This is a genomic window from Halobacillus ihumii (genome assembly GCF_902726645.1).
GTDB lineage: Bacteria > Bacillota > Bacilli > Bacillales > Halobacillaceae > Halobacillus_A > Halobacillus_A ihumii.
The window spans coordinates 2,111,459-2,128,991 of record NZ_CACVAO010000001.1 but is presented as its reverse complement, the minus strand read 5'-3'; the positions used below and the strand labels follow the sequence as shown (position 1 = coordinate 2,128,991).

The following is a 17,533-nucleotide window of genomic DNA, read 5'->3' as shown; positions in this document are numbered from 1 at the left end:
TCCCATAAACAGGAGATCTTTTCACTCTTAAATATCTAAATTCTTAACATATTGAGCATTCTCTTGTATAAAATTGCGTCGCGGCTCAACTTTATCTCCCATAAGGATATCAAATGTTTCATCAGCACCGATGGCATCCTCAAGGCCGACTTGGAGCATGGTTCTTGTTTCCGGATCCATTGTTGTTTCCCACAATTGTTCCGGATTCATCTCACCGAGACCCTTATAACGCTGTACGCCTGGTTTTGGAGAACTTGGAAGTTTAGCCATGATCTCATCAAGTTGTCTATCACTATACGTGTAATAAATCGCTTTACTCTGTTGAATTTTATACAATGGCGGTTGAGCAATATAGATATAACCCTTTTCAATGAGCGGGCGCATGTAACGGTAGAAGAATGTTAATAGTAAGGTTCTAATATGGGCACCATCTACGTCCGCATCAGTCATGATTACAACCTTGTGATATCGGGCTTTTGAGATGTCAAATTCTTCACCAATACCTGTGCCGAGTGCTGTAATAATGGTACGAATTTCGTTATTGGAAAGGATTTTATCTAAGCGGGCTTTCTCTACATTAATAATCTTTCCTCGCAGTGGCAGAATGGCCTGGAAATGGCGATCCCGTCCTTGCTTAGCTGATCCGCCGGCAGAGTCACCCTCTACGATATAGAGTTCAGAAATGTTGGCATCTTTTGATGAACAATCCGCAAGCTTTCCTGGAAGATTCGAAACCTCAAGTGCATTCTTTCGGCGTGTTAACTCTCTGGCTTTCTTGGCAGCCATACGTGCTCTGGAAGCCATTAATCCCTTTTCCACTACAAGTTTCGCCATGTCAGGATTCTCAAATAAGAACTTGGATAAACCTTCAGAGAAAAGAGAATCAGTAATGGTTCGTGCTTCACTATTTCCAAGCTTTGTTTTTGTTTGTCCTTCAAATTGAGGATCCGGATGCTTAATTGAAATAATCGCCGTTAATCCTTCACGCACGTCATCACCAGTGAGATTAGGATCTGTTTCTTTAAACATGCTATTTTTTCTGGCGTAATCATTAATCACACGTGTCAGGCCTGTTTTAAAACCTGATTCGTGGGTACCGCCTTCATAGGTATGAATATTGTTGGCGTAAGAATAAATATTACTGGCAAACCCGTCATTATACTGCATAGCAATTTCTATTGAAATTTCATCCTGTTCATCCTCAATAAAAAACGGCTCATGCAGTGCCTCACGAGTACGGTTTAAGTGCTCTACATAGGAGACAATGCCTCCTTCGTAGTAATAGTGCTGTGGTTCCTCGTCTGTACGTTTATCTTCAATCGTAATCGTTAATCCTTTATTCAAGAAAGCAAGTTCACGAATACGACTTGCCAGTACTTCATATTGATACTCTTGAGTTTCAGAGAAAATTTCAGGGTCTGGCTTGAATCGGACTCGTGTTCCTGTAATATCGGTATCTCCAATTACTTTCAAGTCTTCCTGCGGGACACCACGATGGTACTCTTGATAATGTATTTTTCCATCACGATGCACGTAAATTTCCAATTTTGAAGACAATGCGTTTACAACAGAAGCACCAACACCATGCAAACCACCAGAGACTTTGTAGCCACCGCCGCCAAATTTCCCGCCGGCATGTAGGACGGTCATAATGACTTCTACAGCTGGACGCCCTGCTTTTTCATGCATTCCTACTGGGACTCCTCGTCCATTATCAATAACAGTAATGCTATTATCCTCTTCAATCACTACCTGGATATGATCGCAGTAGCCTGCCATTGCCTCATCGATACTGTTATCGACGATTTCCCACACTAAATGATGAAGTCCCTTTTCATTTGTAGAACCGATATACATACCTGGACGCTTTCGAACCGCCTCTAATCCCTCTAGCACCTGTATTTGATTTTCATCATAGGACTGTTGTTCTTCTAGTATTTCTTCCTTCATGGTACTCACCTACATTTCTCAAGTGGTTTAGCATATGCTATTTATTGAAACAAAACTAGATTCCCTGTTCTTCTGAGTAATCTTCCAATTTATTTAGAGTGGTCATCATATTCGCACGTTTTTTTAACGTGTAAACCGATAAAGGACTAAAATAAATATAATCCTTCGTAATTACAATCGATTTAGCATGATCCTCTTCTGTTTCAACCACTTGTTTATTCTTTCGCTGATTAAAAATCATTTCCTCAATGATAGAGGAAGAAGACATGAGACTGTAATCAATGATGGTCACAACATCTTTAGATTGAATAACATGATCATCACCAATGTGAATAAACAACTCGTCACCTCATTTCTGATTCTCTACCGTTCCGTTTACAACACGAAAAATTTCCGCTTCTTTAAGGGCATCGTGTTCAATTCCTTCAATACTTGTCGTTGAGACAAATGTTTGAACTTTGCCCTGGATTGTATGAAGTAAATGTGATTGTCTGAAATCATCAAGTTCACTTAGGACGTCGTCTAAGAGCAGGATTGGGTATTCGCCAACCTCACTATGAATCAGCTCAATTTCTGCAAGTTTTAAAGACAACGCTGTTGTCCGCTGCTGCCCCTGTGAACCGTATGTTTGAACATCTTTCCCGTTCACATAAAAAATTAGATCATCACGGTGGGGTCCTACTAAAGTAGTACCTCGCTCTATTTCTTTAGATTCTATATCTCTAAATTTTTCTTCGTAGTTTATCTTTATTGTTGCCAAATCCATATCTTCTGATACTTTTACACTAGAATCATAAGTAATTTCAAGGTTTTCCAGTTTCCGGCTGATTCCCTCATGAATAGGGGCTGCCCACGAGCGCAGCAATTGAAGGAATTTAAAACGTCGGTCTACTAACGTCACGGCATGCTCAATCAGCTGATCTGTCAATACTCCTAACATTGTGCGATCAGCTGATGGTTTTCGCTGCAGTTCTTTTAATAAATGATTTCGTTGACGCAAAACCTTTTGATACTGTCCTAAGTGATAAATATATCTAGGCTGAATCTGACCAATTTCCATGTCGATAAACCTACGACGCACCTGAGGACTTCCCTTTACCAGGTGTAAATCCTCAGGTGCAAACATAACAACATTTAAAGAACCAATATAGTCGCTAAGCCTCTTTTGCTCGATATGGTTTAACTTCGCCTTCTTCCCTTTCTTTGAAAAGATGATTTCCAGCGGGAAACGGCGGTTTCGTTTATAAATACTACCTTTTATTTTAGCATACTCTGCATCCCAATGTATTAATTCTTTATCCCGGGGGGTGCGATGAGAACGAGTAAAAGCTAATGTATAGATTGCTTCCATTAAATTGGTTTTACCCTGGGCGTTTTCACCAATTATGACATTTATTGTATGATCGAATGTCAATGAAAGTTGTTGATAATTTCGAAATGACCTTAGAGACAATTCATGAATATACATGGTTTTATCTCCTGCTATTCTTCACGAACGACTTCATAGACACCGAATTCAGGGATATCAACGACGTCTCCCAGGTATAATTTTCTTCCACGCCGCTGTTCAGGTTCTTCATTTACAAACACTTCGAATTCAGATAGAAAAACCTTAACCATCCCGCCTGATTCAACGACGTTACTCAGCTTTAGAAATTGACCAAGCTGAATATATTCTGTAGATATTCCGATACGTTCTCTCATATATTCACCCTATTTATGTTGGTTTGTCTTATCTTTCTATTTTACTAAAAATAAGCCATTAAGAAAAGCAAACAGTAGAATATAACATAATTTAGCTATTTTGTATGCAAATTCGTCATAAAAATGAAAAAACCGTTACGGATTTTATCCATAACAGTTTTTTCATACCGCCATTAATAAGTACGTACAGGTAGAATCAGTTGTAGTATTTGCTCATCATCTACGGGGCGGATGAGGAATGGCCGCATAGCTCCCGTGAATTCGACTTTTACTTGATCATAATCGACAGCTTTTAAAGCATCCATCATGTATTTTGCACTAAAGGAAATCTTAAGATCTTCTCCTTCAATAGAATCTGCTACTACTTCTTCTACTACATTCCCTACTTCAGGTGAGTTTCCGTAGATTTCAATCTGATTGTCTTCTTTCGTAATCAGACGAACTACATTGTTACGATTTTCTTTTGCAAGTAAAGAAGCACGGTCAACCGATTGTAATAATTCCTTTGTGTCTATTTTAACAGTCGTTTTACTTTCTTCAGGAATTAATCGTGAAGTTTCTGGATAATTTCCATCTAAAAGACGTGATAGGAAATATAAATGCTTCGTTCTGAATAAAACCTGGTTCTCCGTCACACTTAGTTCAATCGTATCTTCCGAATCACCGAGAATTTTATTAAGCTCCGTTAAACTTTTCCCCGGAATGACCACTGGCGGCAGATCAGTTTTGGTTTCTAAAGGAATTTTCCTTGAAGCAAGGCGATGGCTGTCTGTTGCAGTAAAATGAAGTTCTTCCTCTTCAAGTTTTACATGGACCCCTGTAAGAATAGGACGAGTTTCTGATGTGGAGACAGCAAATACAGTTTGACGAATTAAATTTTTCAGAAGATCAATTGGAAGTTCAAAACTATCCTCAGTATGTAATTGAGGAAGCTGAGGGTATTCCTCTGCGTCTTGACCATTTAAATGGAATTCCGCTTTGCCAGAGCGAATGGTAATATTTCTTCGATTATCGCTTTCGATATCTACGGTTTTTTGAGGAAGTTTCCGTACAATTTCAGGAAAATACTTCGCTTGTAGGACCACACTTCCTGGTTCAATGTTTTCAACATAAACAATTCCATCTTCTTCAGCAGGAATAAATGATTCAATAGAAATGTCTGAATCACTTCCTGTTAACTTTACCCCTTGCTGGCTTACTTCTAATTTCATTCCCGTTAAAATTGGGATCGTTGTTCTGGATGAAATAGCTTTCATAACATGTTGAACGCTTTCCATTAATTGTTCCCTTTGAATTGAAAATTTCATGGAAGTCACTCCTTTTATATATTAATTATTATTTAAAAAGATAGTAATAGAAGTACTAGGTGCTGTGAATTTGTGGATAACTTCAAAAGTATCAAGCGCACAAAGTCTATCCACATGTGGATAGACTGTTGATGAATGTGACTATGTTATACACATTATTCAGTTAGTGAGCTTTTAGCTGCTCCTTAATTTCATCCAGTTCCTTTTGCAATTGTTGATCTGTTGCGATCATTTTTGAGATTTTCTCATGGGCATGAATGACGGTGGTATGGTCCCGTCCTCCAAATTCTTCTCCTATTTTAGGCAAAGAGAAGTCGGTTAATTCTCTTGATAGATACATGGCAATTTGTCTAGGAAATGCAATTGATTTAGTTCGTTTCTTGGCTGGAAAGTCCTCTAATCTCACATTATATTTTTCCCCAACCATTTCCTGTATGGCTTCTATAGTAATAACCCGAGGTTTTGAGCTAGGAATAATATCTTTTAAAGCTTCAGCTGCTAATGATGCATTGATATCGCGATTGATTAAAGAAGAATAAGCAACAATACGGATAAGTGCACCTTCGAGTTCGCGAATGTTTGTATCAATTTGATTAGCAATATATAGCATGACTTCATTTGGTATATCGAGTCCTTCAGCTTTAGCCTTTTTACGTAAAATAGCAATTCTAGTTTCTAAATCAGGTGGTGTAATGTCTGTAATTAATCCCCACTCAAAGCGAGAACGGAGCCGATCCTCAAGAGTTGGAATTTCTTTTGGCGGACGGTCACTGGAAATAACGATTTGTTTACTTTCTTCGTGAAGTGTATTAAAAGTATGGAAAAATTCTTCTTGTGTTGATTCTTTTCCTGCTAGAAATTGAATATCATCTATTAGAAGCACATCTACACTACGATATTTATTACGAAAATTAACTGCCTTATTATCTCGGATTGAGTTTATGAACTCATTCGTAAATTTTTCAGAGGATAAATAAACCACTTTAGCATTTGGATTGTGGTCGAGTACATAATGGCCAATTGCATGCATGAGGTGGGTTTTCCCTAACCCCACTCCTCCATATATAAACAACGGATTATAGGCTTTTGCTGGTGCCTCTGCTACGGCAAGAGAAGCGGCATGGGCAAACCGGTTACCGGATCCGATGACAAAGGTATCAAAGGTGTTTTTTGAATTAAGCATGCTTTGTGTAAACTCTTCTGTCTCATTATTTTTTTCGTTTGAAACCTTTTTAGATGAAACTTTTACATCTTCTAATGAGTTGTCTTTCGTTTCTGGAATGATAAATTTAGTAATTAATTCAGCACCAGTCACCTCATGAAGTGTTTCGGTAATCAATCCCTCATACTGATTTTCAAGCCAATCACGAGCGAACTCATTAGGAGCTACGATGATTAATGTATTTTCTTTTAAAGAATCAGCCTTTGTGGCTTTTAGCCACGTTTCAAAGCTTGGTTTACTAATTTTCTCTTTCATTTTTTCCAGGGTATTGTCCCAAAGTTCGTGGATGTTTTCCAAAATTTCACCCCTTTCTTTGTAATAAGTTAGGGAACAAAAAAAGCCTTTCGTTCTCTTTTTCGAACGTAGATAAAAGGATAGAAAGGCAATAGTATCATAGCTGTATAGAGTTGTTTTGTCTAATCATCTACGGAGAATGTGGATAATAATTTGTTGAAATCATAGTTTTTTAGATTGTTATTTTCATTATCCACACCCTTGTGCAAAAGTCTGTAAACAATGGTGTTAATAACTGTCCACAGCTTATCCACAAATTGTGCATAAGTGATTTTGCCGAGATCAATATTTCACGGTTAAACACAAATATAATATCAGATAAACTGTATTGTTGCAATGGTTTCTGTAAGCTTATCCACAATCTCAACAACTTGTAGATGAATTCTGTCCACAGCACTATATTTTGTGATAAACTTGTCGATATTTGCTGTGGATAGAAAAATAAAGTCGAAAAATTATACACAGGTCCTGTGAATGTTCGCTTCAAACGTACAAAATTTAATTATTGTTATGTAACAGCTTCTGTTATATAACGGAGGATCTGGAAAACATAATATTGGAGAATTCAAATGGTTGTTGACACATATCTAGTGATTGATTATAATTATCGGGACTGCCTTTAAAATGTATGTAGTGGAAATTCCCCTCAGGAGGTGTATATATAATGAAACGCACATTTCAACCAAATAATCGTAAGCGTAAGAAAGTACACGGCTTCCGTAATCGCATGAGCACTAAGAATGGTCGTAACGTTCTTGCTCGCCGCCGCCGTAAAGGAAGAAAAGTATTATCAGCATAGGCCACTGAACAAATCAGTGGTCTTTTTTTCTAGTTTAGTGATAAGCCGAATGAGTCTGGATAAGAGTCCGGTCCTCAGGGTTCAATCATGTTGGCCCATAATGGAATTTCTCTAATTGCCAGATGATTCGGGCTTTACCTAATCACGGGGGTCATTGTTCCATGAAGAAAACGTACCGAATTAAAAAAAATGAAGAATTTCAACAAGTATTTCAACATGGTCAGTCATTCGCTAATCGACAACTTGTTCTTTATTATTTAAAAAAACAACACCAGCCACATTTCCGCATTGGGTTATCCGTTAGTAAAAAGATTGGATCTGCTGTAGTTAGAAACCAAATCAAACGATACTTAAGACAAGCTTTTCATGAGCTTGAGCCGGAATTATTTTCACAGTTTGATTTCGTCATTATTGCTAGAAAACCCACATATAAAATGAGCTATCATGAAATGAAAAGCAGCTTAACCCATGTGTTGACTCGGTCTAAAGTAATGAAGAAGAAAAGACGACGTTAACCGATTAGTATTGAGAAGCAGTTTGAATCGTTCATCCAGCAATTTTTGACCATTAATATATAGAATTATCATATGAAATAGTGCTACACTATGGGGTAGAGAAAAGTGAAAGTGATAGAGTTAGGAGGAACGATGTTGCGTAACAAAATGATAGCATTACTTGCCATGACAGGTGTGCTTACGCTCTTATCTGGGTGTACTCAAGTAAACCAGGAAATAACTCCTGAAAGTGAAGGATTCTGGAATGAATATATTGTTTATCCATTATCCCAGACCCTGCAGTTTTTTGCTGACTCTACGGGAGGAAACTACGGGTTATCTATTATTATTGTGACAATTATTATTCGCGTTGTTTTATTACCGTTAAACGTAAAACAATTAAAAAGTTCCAAAGCTATGCAGGATATTCAGCCTCAGCTTCAAGAACTACGTTCAAAGTACAGTTCTAAGGATGCTCAATCTCAACAGAAATTACAGCAAGAAACGATGCAGCTTTTTCAGAAAAATGGGGTCAATCCGTTAGCAGGTTGTTTACCGATCGTCGTACAAATGCCTATTTTAATAGGTTTTTACCATGCGATTATGCGAACGGAAACGATTCAGACACATAGCTTTTTATGGATGGAATTAGGTCAATCTGATCCATTTTTAGCCATTCTGACAGCTGCTACGACATTTTTACAGCAAAAGCTTATGATGGCTGGCGGGGCAGCAGGACAGAACCCGCAAATGCAAATGATGTTATATATTATGCCGATAATGATCGGTACATTTGCTTTCTTCTTCCCATCCGCACTGGCTCTATACTGGATTGTCGGAAACATTGTCATGATTTTACAAACACTATTTATTCGTAAACCAATGATGAAGGATACGACAGGGGGCGCGGCTAAGTGAGAGAGATGACTGCTACTGGAAATACAGCTGAAGAAGCGGTCCAATCAGCATTAGAGCAATTACAGACATCAAGAGACCAAGTAAATATTGAAGTCATTGATGAAGGTAAAAAAGGGTTTTTTGGAGTTTTTGGAACGAAACCAGCGATTGTTAAAGTTTCAATTATGAAAGATCCTGTGCAGGACGCTGAATCATTTATCATACAAGTAGCAGAACAAATGGGTTCACCTGTTCAAGTAAAAACTGAAGCAAAAGGTCGAGATATTTCCATTGAACTTTCCGGTGATAAGATTGCTATGCTTATTGGAAAACGTGGACAAACATTGAATTCATTACAGTATCTAGCTCAACTCGCGATCAATCGTGAGTCCGATCAATTTTACACCATTATGCTTGATGCAGAAGGCTATCGGGCCAGACGTCAAGAAACATTGGAAACCCTGGCGAATCGATTAGCTGATAAAGCGATAAGAACGAATGATGTTGTAAAGCTCGAACCGATGCCGTCGTACGAAAGAAAGATTATTCATGCAAAGCTGCAGAATCATCAAAAAGTAGAAACTGATTCAGCTGGAAAAGATCCTAAACGACATATTATTATTCGTCCCATATAAGGTTTCATAAAAACTTCTGCCAATCTCTTTGGCAGAAGTTTTTTTATCTGCTTTTAAGTCGCAAGCACAGATATGCACATGTGGATAAGTTTATAGTATTTTGTAAGAGAATAGCTGTTGATATCTTTTCAAAACAGGGGATGATGTGGTAATCTAATAAGTTAGTGACTTCAATAATTCCAACACATGTGGATAACTATAAAATGAATATGAGAAAAAGGAGGTGACCGCGCATGGAAGGTGATACAATTACAGCAATTTCAACCCCAATGGGTGAGGGAGCTATCGCCATTGTCCGTTTAAGTGGTCCTGAAGCTGTATCAATTGCGGCAAGCTTATTTGAAGGAAAAGATTTAAATCATGTAGATTCCCATACGATGCATTATGGTAAAATTATCGACCCTGATACTGGAGAAGTGGCGGAAGAAGTTATGGTTTCAACTATGCGGGCACCGAAGACATTTACGCGGGAAGATATCGTGGAAATCAACTGTCATGGCGGACTTGTCTCTGTAAACCGAGTGCTTGAGATTGCTTTAGCAAAGGGAGCACGTTTAGCAGAGCCAGGGGAGTTTACGAAGCGAGCCTTTTTAAATGGCCGAATTGATTTGTCACAGGCTGAAGCAGTGATGGATTTAATTCGTGCTAAAACAGACAGGGCTATGAATGTAGCTTTGAAGCAGATGGATGGACGTTTATCAAACCTTATCCAAGAATTAAGGCAAAAGCTGCTTGAAACTTTAGCACATGTCGAAGTGAATATTGATTATCCTGAGTATGATGATGTAGAGGAAATGTCGAATGAGATGATGCGTGACAAGACGAAAGAAGTTCACGCAGAAGTTACACAGCTGCTTGAAACCGCACGGCAGGGGAAAATTTTACGAGAGGGGTTAGGGACGGCCATTATCGGCCGCCCCAACGTAGGTAAATCATCCCTTATGAATGCTCTCGTGCATGAAAATAAAGCAATTGTTACAGAAGTACCCGGGACAACACGTGATGTGATCGAAGAGTATGTTAACGTACGCGGTGTTCCACTACGGCTTGTTGATACGGCTGGAATCCGCGAAACGGAAGATATAGTTGAACGGATTGGCGTTGAACGCTCCAGGAAGGTATTAAAAGAAGCAGATCTCATTCTTCTTGTGTTAAACTATGGAGATGAACTTACAGAAGAAGACAGGAAACTATTTGAGGCCGTCTATGATATGAACATCATTGTCATTGTCAATAAGATGGATCTTGAACCAAAACTAGATCTTTCCGAGGTTGAAAGGTTAGCTGGAGACCATCCTGTAATTACCACAGCGTTGATTCGGGAAGAAGGCATCGATCAACTCGAAAATGCGATTGCCAACACCTTTTTTGAAGGTGATTTGGATACCGGTGATATGACTTATGTTTCCAATGTAAGACACGTCCAGCTTCTCAAACAAGCAAAGGAAGCTTTAGAAGATGCACAAGATGGTATGGAAATGGGAGTACCGATAGATGTTGTACAAATCGATGTAACCCGAACGTGGGAAATCCTTGGTGAAATCATTGGGGACGCTGTCCACGAAAGTTTAATTGATCAATTGTTCTCGCAATTTTGTTTAGGGAAATAAAGAAATAACCTGTTCAGGAACTACTTGATATAGTTTAGGACAATTATTTAAAAGGAGAGACAACCAAAATGACTTACGATGCAGGGCATTATGATGTAATTGTTATTGGTGCCGGTCATGCTGGAGTTGAAGCGGCAATTGCCTCCGCAAAACGTGGAGCAAAAACGCTTATGCTTACACTTAATCTTGATATGGTAGCGTTTATGCCATGTAACCCTTCGATCGGAGGACCGGCTAAAGGGATTGTCGTACGTGAAATTGACGCATTGGGCGGTGCTATGGGTAAAGTGATCGATAAAACGCATATTCAAATGCGTTTGCTTAACACAAGGAAAGGTCCAGCTGTTCGTGCTTTAAGAGCTCAAGCAGATAAGCCTCTTTATATAAAAGAGATGAAACAAATACTAGAAAATCAAGAAAACTTAACTATGCGCCAGGGTATGGTAGAGAAGCTGATGGTGGAAGATAACCAAATCAAAGGTGTTATTACAGAAACGAAGGCAGCTTACTATGCGCCGAGTGTAATCGTAACTACAGGTACGTTTATGCGCGGGAAAGTCATCATTGGCGATCTTGCTTACGAAAGTGGACCGAACAACCAGCGTACTTCCGTAACGCTTTCTGAACACTTGGAAGAGCTAGGTATTGAAATGGTTCGCTTCAAGACAGGTACCCCTATGCGGGTGAATAGTCATACCGTTGACTATTCAAAGACAGAAATTCAGCCAGGGGAAGAAGAGCCACGTTCTTTCTCTTATGAAACGACAGAATTCATTACTGATCAAATACCGTGCTGGTTAACGTATACGAACGAAGAAACCCATAGAATTATTAATGAAAATCTTGGCCTTTCCGCCATGTATTCTGGAATGATCAAAGGGACCGGTCCACGTTATTGCCCTTCTATTGAAGATAAAGTGGTGCGCTTCAATGATAAACCGCGACACCAGATTTTTCTTGAACCTGAAGGCCGTGACACGGAGGAAGTATACGTTCAAGGTCTTTCCACTTCATTGCCGGAGTATGTGCAAAATGAAATGATGAAGACCGTTCCGGGCCTTGAGAATGCTGAAATTATGCGGGCAGGCTATGCCATTGAATATGATTCAGTTGTCCCTACACAGCTATGGCCAACGCTTGAAACGAAGCAAATTAGCGGCTTGTTCACAGCAGGACAAATTAACGGTACGTCTGGCTATGAAGAAGCCGCAGGCCAAGGATTGATGGCTGGAATAAATGCAGCTGCTAAAGCACTGAATTTAGAACCTTTGATTTTAGATCGTTCTCAGGGCTATATCGGCGTCATGATCGACGATCTTGTTACTAAAGGAACAGGCGAACCTTATCGGCTACTTACTTCTCGTGCAGAATTCCGTCTAATGCTGCGGCACGATAATGCGGACTTACGTTTAACTGAGATTGGCCATCAAATCGGTACAATTTCTGATGAGCGTTATGAACGGTTCCTCGAGAAGAAACGTCTAATTGAAGAAGAAAAAGCTCGCCTCGAGAAAACCATTTTAAAAGCTGAAGAGGATGTACAGGCGGTTGTTAAGGAGTCTGGCGGATCACCATTAAAGGAAGCTGTACGTGCAACTGATTTGTTGCGTCGACCTGAAATGAACTATGACCTGATTGCAAAAGTTGCTCCTAGTGATGCAACGCTTCCAGCTGACGTCACAGAGCAAGTAGAAATACAGGTGAAGTATTACGGTTACATTAAAAAAGCTTTAGAGCAAATTGAACGCATGCGTAAAATGGAAACAAAAAAGATTCCAGAAGACATCGACTATGATGATATTCACGGACTGGCTACGGAAGCACGTGATCGGCTAAAATCCGTATGTCCACTGTCTGTCGGGCAGGCTTCACGTGTATCAGGTGTAAACCCTTCAGACGTATCAATCTTGCTAGTCTATATTGAACAAGGCAAGATTGCCCGTGTTTCTGGTGAATGATTAGTGAAAGGATGGACTCATGGATAAACAAACCTTTCTTACAGCATTACATCAACAAGGTATCGAACTAAGTGAAAAACAGCAGCAGCAATTCCAAACGTATTTTCATATTTTAGTCGAATGGAATGACAAAATGAACTTAACAGCGATTACAGATCAGGAAGGTGTTTATTTAAAGCATTTCTATGATTCCTTAACCGCAGCCTTTTATCACGATTTCAGTAAGCCGCTTCGAATATGTGATGTTGGGGCAGGGGCTGGGTTTCCAAGTCTTCCATTAAAAATCGCCTTCCCTCATTTACAGGTGACGATTGTCGATTCTTTAAAGAAGCGGATCACCTTTTTGAATCACTTAGCCCATGAACTTGAGCTGAACGATGTCGCTTTTTATCATGATCGCGCAGAGAATTTCGGCAAGAATGCTAAATTTCGGGAAGGTTATGATTTAGTGATGGCCCGTGCTGTAGCTCGAATGTCTGTCTTAAGTGAGCTATGCTTGCCGCTTGCGATTAAGGGGGGCCATTTTATGGCCATGAAAGGCCCGAATTTAGTAGACGAGATGAAAGAAGCACAAGCTGCTATTCAGACGGTTGGCGGGGAAGTGCAAAAGATTCATACGCTCGAACTGCCCGAAGAGGGTAGCGAGCGTAATATTGCTATAGTTGAAAAACGTAGAAAAACACCTAAGAAATATCCCCGAAAAGCGGGGACGCCGAATAAAGCACCTATTCAATAGTTAGATATAAGGATGGGGGCGTTTGTACGTGTAGTTATTTCCTCGGAAATAACTTGCTCATAAATCCTATTCAGAGATTGTAATCTTACTTATGAGCTAACGTAAGGGAGCTCTACTCATCATGAAAGAGGTCTATTTGCATTGCAAATAGACCTCTTTCCACTTAATTCAACAGATTTAGCACCACCACCCTAATTAATAAACTTACATAGTCAATATCAAGGAGGGAAAATATGAGAATTATTGTTGTTTCCGATACCCACATGCCTAAGAAAGCGAAACAATTCCCCACCCGTTTAATACAGGAACTTTATACGGCAGACCTTATTGTCCATGCCGGTGACTGGCATTCAATCAATGTATATAATCAGTTATCTACTTATGGGGAAGTAATTGGAGTTTATGGGAATGTGGATGATAATGAGCTGAAAGAAGTGGTGCCACGAAGAGTTGTTACAGAATGGGAGGGCTGCAAAGTAGGAATTGTTCATGGTCATGGTGACAAAAAGACAACAGAAAAAAGAGTGATAGAAGAATTTGAAGGAGAAGAACTAGATCTCATTATATTTGGTCATTCGCATTTACCACTGCTTAGATTCGTGAAGAAAACGATGTTGTTTAATCCTGGCTCTGTAACGGACAAGCGCCGTCTTCCTTATTACTCATTTGGGGTTATTACTGTGGATCATCAAGGTCTTCGTGCCGACCATATCTTTTACAGCAATAAAGAAACATGAGTTCGGGGCCCATGTTTCTTTATTAACTTTGCATAATCATTCCGCCATTAATATGGATAAATTGTCCAGTGATATAAGTTGAATCATCAGAAGCAAGCAACACATAACTTCCGACATGTTCAACAGGTTGCCCTGGCCGACCCATAGGCGTGTTTGTTCCGAATTGCTCTACTTTTTCTTCAGAAAAAGTAGATGGGATCAAGGGAGTCCAGATTGGACCAGGGGCTACTCCGTTTACTCGAATGCCTTTCTCTACGAGTTGTTTAGCCATGGAGCGTGTGAAAGCTACTACAGCTCCCTTCGTTGCTGTATAATCGACTAATTGTGGATTGCCTGTATAAGGGTTTACTGATGCTGTGTTAATAATGGAACTGCCGCTTTTTAGATGAGGCAGGGCAGCTTTTGTCATATGAAACATAGAGTATATATTTGTTTTAAATGTACTTTCGAGTTGTTCAGTCGAGATGTCTAAAAGGTTATCTGTAGGATGTTGTTCGGCAGCATTATTGACTAGTATATCAAGAGATCCTAACTCTTTAACTGTTCGTGTTACCGCATTTTTACATACCGATTCCTCACCTACATCTCCAGGGATTAAAATGGCACGTTGACCTTCCGCTTCAACCGTTTCCTTTGTGATCTCTGCATCCTCATGTTCTTCTAAATAAGAAATGGCAATATCAGCCCCTTCTTTGGCATATCCAATGGCGACAGAACGCCCAATTCCACTGTCGCCCCCTGTAATTAAGGCTACTTTGCCAATAAGTTTATCTCCACTTTTATAATCATCGTCGGCTTGAAGTGGCTGAGGATGTAGCTTTTCTTCTTGACCAGGCTGTTTGGATTGTTCCTGTCCGGGTTGCCCTTCTGTTTGCCTATCCATTCGTTTCATGAATCATTCCTCCTCGCTCACAAGTATCATGTGTTATATTGAAGTGCATACCACATTCTAATAATTTCAAACAATAAGAACATCTTTATTTAGTTTATCGCTGACCTGATGAGGAACGACTCCTTAAATATTTTGAGGTGAATGAACTGGTAACAAATGATAAGATAGATGGGTATTATTTAAGTCATTTAAAGAGCAGTGTAAAGAGCTTATGAAGTATCACATTGTTTCATGTTTTCAAACATAGATTTTAGGGTAATTTCTATGGAAAAGGTGTCGAGTTGCCTCCTTGTAGAAAAAACCAAATTTAAATCCATATCCCAAGCAGAGATCAATACGGATTTTCCGTAAAGAAAATTGGAATTAGGAATACTAGTTAAGAGCGGCAGCGAAACCGCATCGGAAATAATGGTAAGAAAAATATAATATCAATTCGAAGGGAGAAGGGTTAGGTATGACACAACAAACACAGGTGCAAACAAAATCGCTCACAGGTAAATTAACATTAGCCATGACTGCCGGGGCAATAATAGGAGGAGCTTTTGTTTTAATTAAAAATCCGTCTGAGCGTACAAGGTTAAAGGAGAGGTCAGGAGCAACGAAGGACACTTTAAGTCAATATGTTTCTAAAGTAAAAGCAGATCCATCTGGCACTAAAGAAGAGCTTGTCAATCGTATTCAAAGAACTACCTCTGTTACAAAAGAAGCTATTAACAAGATTCAAGATATCCTTGATAACGAAGGCAGGGAGTTAAAAGAAAAGGTTCAAGAAGTTAAAGTAGATTCTGAAGAAATTGTCTCTACTGCAAAAGAAGCAAGTGAGGAATTGAAAGATGTAAACAGTAAAGTTAATGAAGCAAAAGATGAATTAACTGACTCTGATGATAATGAAAACCTTACTGTAGTTAACGGTGACGAGCATGATATTAAAAAAACGATCAAACCCAATTAATAAATAGAATCTAGGACAATAGAGATCAGCTTAAATAACAGCTGATCTTTTTTTAGAAAAAAGTAGGAAAAAACCATATTGCGACGAAATCTTAAGGTAGAGTGGATGTGGGATATGGCAAAAAAAATTATTTTCAATCTCCAGCAGCACCTGTTTTCAACAAATTTACAAAGCATAAAGAGTAGTGTATGGATACCCTTTGGAAGTTAGAGATATGAAAGTGATCTCAGTCGCAAAAGTTAGTGTTAATAGAAAGGTAGGAATATCATGAATCTGTTTCCAACTATTGATGGTCATAATGATACGTTGTTAAAGCTTTATCTAGAAGAGCGTAGCAGTGATCATCTATTTTTTCATAAAACATCAGTGGGGCACATTGATTTGACCAGAGCAAGCAAAGGTATGTTTAGTGCTGGTTTTTTTGCTGTTTTTTGTCCGAATCCGTCTGGGGCAATGCTTCCAGATTTTGAGGAGTATATGACTGAAAATGGTTACGACCTTCCTTTACCCTCACCTGTCGACTATGAATATTGTCATCACATGACAAATGCAATGGTTGCTCAACTTTATCACTTGCAAACCGAATCTAATGGAGCTTTAACAGTTGTCAAAAGCTTTGAAGAATTGGAAAATCTAGTACATAATGAAACGCTAGGTGCTATTCTCCATTTTGAGGGAGCCGAATCCATCGATGAAGACCTTAATGCATTACACGTATATTATCAAGCTGGCCTCCGTTCACTTGGTCTTGTATGGAGTCGTCCAAATATATTTGCTGAAGGTGTGCCATACCGCTATCCTTCCACTCCTGATATTGGCTCAGGCCTTACAGAGCCTGGGAAAAAACTTGTACAGGAATGTAATAAACTTGGCATCATGATAGATTTATCACATCTTAATGAGAAGGGGTTTTGGGATGTAAAAGGACTCTCTAATGCGCCCCTGGTGGCAACTCACTCAAATGCACACACTATATGTCCGATATCGCGTAATTTAACTGATAAGCAACTGGATGCCATCGCGGAATCCAATGGAGTAGTAGGGGTGACGTATGCTGTAAACATGCTACGGCCAGATGGAAAGTTAGATACGAATACACCTCTAGAAACGATCGTGAAACACATCGATTATATTGCAGGTCGTATTGGTATCGAACATGTTGCCTTAGGATCTGACTTTGATGGTACGACGATTCCGGACGCATTAGGTGACGTGACGGGAGTGCCCAAAGTGATAAAACTGTTAAAGGATCGTGGGTATAGTAATAATGATCTACGTAAGTTAACCAGCGAAAATTGGCTTCGGGTTTTGAAGGAGACTTGGAAATAACTACATTAGGAGATCTA

Annotated in this window: 17 protein-coding genes; 10 read left to right on the top strand and 7 right to left on the bottom strand. The window is 39.3% G+C overall.

Features of this window, described 5'->3' with window-relative positions; all coding sequences use genetic code 11:
* Window positions 1-27: 27 nt before the first annotated feature.
* The 6 genes from gyrB to dnaA all read right to left on the bottom strand — a co-directional run bounded on the left by gyrB (window position 28) and on the right by dnaA (window position 6,480).
* A complete protein-coding gene (gene gyrB, locus G6R08_RS10520) occupies window positions 28-1,950 on the bottom strand; it encodes a DNA topoisomerase (ATP-hydrolyzing) subunit B (RefSeq protein ID WP_163527927.1) in 1,923 nt (640 codons plus the stop codon).
* Between the two features lie 55 nt (window positions 1,951-2,005).
* Window positions 2,006-2,290, bottom strand: coding sequence for an extracellular matrix regulator RemB (gene remB, locus G6R08_RS10515; protein ID WP_079529051.1), 285 nt, complete (start codon window positions 2,288-2,290; stop codon window positions 2,006-2,008).
* Window positions 2,291-2,299: 9 nt separating this feature from the next.
* On the bottom strand, window positions 2,300-3,418 hold the full coding sequence (gene recF, locus G6R08_RS10510; RefSeq protein WP_163527926.1) for a DNA replication/repair protein RecF: 1,119 nt from the start codon (window positions 3,416-3,418) through the stop codon (window positions 2,300-2,302).
* 14 nt (window positions 3,419-3,432) lie between these two features.
* Window positions 3,433-3,654 (bottom strand): S4 domain-containing protein YaaA, encoded by a 222-nt coding sequence (gene yaaA, locus G6R08_RS10505; RefSeq protein WP_163527925.1) that lies wholly within the window; start codon window positions 3,652-3,654, stop codon window positions 3,433-3,435.
* 173 nt (window positions 3,655-3,827) lie between these two features.
* On the bottom strand, window positions 3,828-4,961 hold the full coding sequence (gene dnaN, locus G6R08_RS10500; protein ID WP_163527924.1) for a DNA polymerase III subunit beta: 1,134 nt from the start codon (window positions 4,959-4,961) through the stop codon (window positions 3,828-3,830).
* Window positions 4,962-5,124: 163 nt separating this feature from the next.
* A complete protein-coding gene (dnaA, locus tag G6R08_RS10495; protein ID WP_163527923.1) occupies window positions 5,125-6,480 on the bottom strand; it encodes a chromosomal replication initiator protein DnaA in 1,356 nt (451 codons plus the stop codon).
* Window positions 6,481-7,141: 661 nt separating this feature from the next.
* On the opposite strand from dnaA, the gene rpmH reads away from it, so the two are divergent.
* The 8 genes from rpmH to G6R08_RS10455 all read left to right on the top strand — a co-directional run bounded on the left by rpmH (window position 7,142) and on the right by G6R08_RS10455 (window position 14,343).
* Complete coding sequence (gene rpmH / locus G6R08_RS10490) at window positions 7,142-7,276, top strand: 50S ribosomal protein L34 (protein ID WP_079529046.1); 135 nt, start codon at window positions 7,142-7,144, stop codon at window positions 7,274-7,276.
* Between the two features lie 161 nt (window positions 7,277-7,437).
* Complete coding sequence (rnpA, locus tag G6R08_RS10485; protein ID WP_163527922.1) at window positions 7,438-7,791, top strand: ribonuclease P protein component; 354 nt, start codon at window positions 7,438-7,440, stop codon at window positions 7,789-7,791.
* Window positions 7,792-7,923: 132 nt separating this feature from the next.
* Window positions 7,924-8,688 (top strand): YidC family membrane integrase SpoIIIJ, encoded by a 765-nt coding sequence (gene spoIIIJ / locus G6R08_RS10480; RefSeq protein WP_420810392.1) that lies wholly within the window; start codon window positions 7,924-7,926, stop codon window positions 8,686-8,688.
* Entirely contained in the window at window positions 8,685-9,302 is a 618-nt protein-coding gene (jag, locus tag G6R08_RS10475) for an RNA-binding cell elongation regulator Jag/EloR (RefSeq protein WP_163527921.1), read from the top strand. Before spoIIIJ ends, jag begins: the two co-directional genes overlap by 4 nt.
* A gap of 233 nt (window positions 9,303-9,535) precedes the next feature.
* On the top strand, window positions 9,536-10,912 hold the full coding sequence (mnmE, locus tag G6R08_RS10470) for a tRNA uridine-5-carboxymethylaminomethyl(34) synthesis GTPase MnmE (RefSeq protein WP_163527920.1): 1,377 nt from the start codon (window positions 9,536-9,538) through the stop codon (window positions 10,910-10,912).
* Between the two features lie 68 nt (window positions 10,913-10,980).
* Window positions 10,981-12,870: a tRNA uridine-5-carboxymethylaminomethyl(34) synthesis enzyme MnmG gene (gene mnmG / locus G6R08_RS10465; protein ID WP_163527919.1), complete on the top strand. Its 1,890-nt coding sequence runs from the start codon at window positions 10,981-10,983 to the stop codon at window positions 12,868-12,870.
* 19 nt (window positions 12,871-12,889) lie between these two features.
* Entirely contained in the window at window positions 12,890-13,606 is a 717-nt protein-coding gene (gene rsmG, locus G6R08_RS10460) for a 16S rRNA (guanine(527)-N(7))-methyltransferase RsmG (RefSeq protein WP_163527918.1), read from the top strand.
* A gap of 233 nt (window positions 13,607-13,839) precedes the next feature.
* Window positions 13,840-14,343: a metallophosphoesterase family protein gene (locus G6R08_RS10455; protein WP_163527917.1), complete on the top strand. Its 504-nt coding sequence runs from the start codon at window positions 13,840-13,842 to the stop codon at window positions 14,341-14,343.
* Between the two features lie 22 nt (window positions 14,344-14,365).
* Here the strand turns inward: G6R08_RS10455 and G6R08_RS10450 are convergent, their stop codons facing one another.
* Window positions 14,366-15,235: an SDR family oxidoreductase gene (locus G6R08_RS10450; protein WP_163527916.1), complete on the bottom strand. Its 870-nt coding sequence runs from the start codon at window positions 15,233-15,235 to the stop codon at window positions 14,366-14,368.
* 454 nt (window positions 15,236-15,689) lie between these two features.
* Between G6R08_RS10450 and G6R08_RS10445 the strand changes: the two genes are divergently transcribed.
* Together G6R08_RS10445 and G6R08_RS10440 are read left to right on the top strand one after the other, a co-directional pair.
* Window positions 15,690-16,187, top strand: coding sequence for a hypothetical protein (locus tag G6R08_RS10445; protein WP_163527915.1), 498 nt, complete (start codon window positions 15,690-15,692; stop codon window positions 16,185-16,187).
* 267 nt (window positions 16,188-16,454) lie between these two features.
* The gene (locus G6R08_RS10440; protein ID WP_163527914.1) at window positions 16,455-17,516 is read left to right on the top strand and encodes a dipeptidase; all 1,062 of its coding nucleotides are present in this window, start codon (window positions 16,455-16,457) and stop codon (window positions 17,514-17,516) included.
* Window positions 17,517-17,533 lie beyond the last annotated feature (17 nt).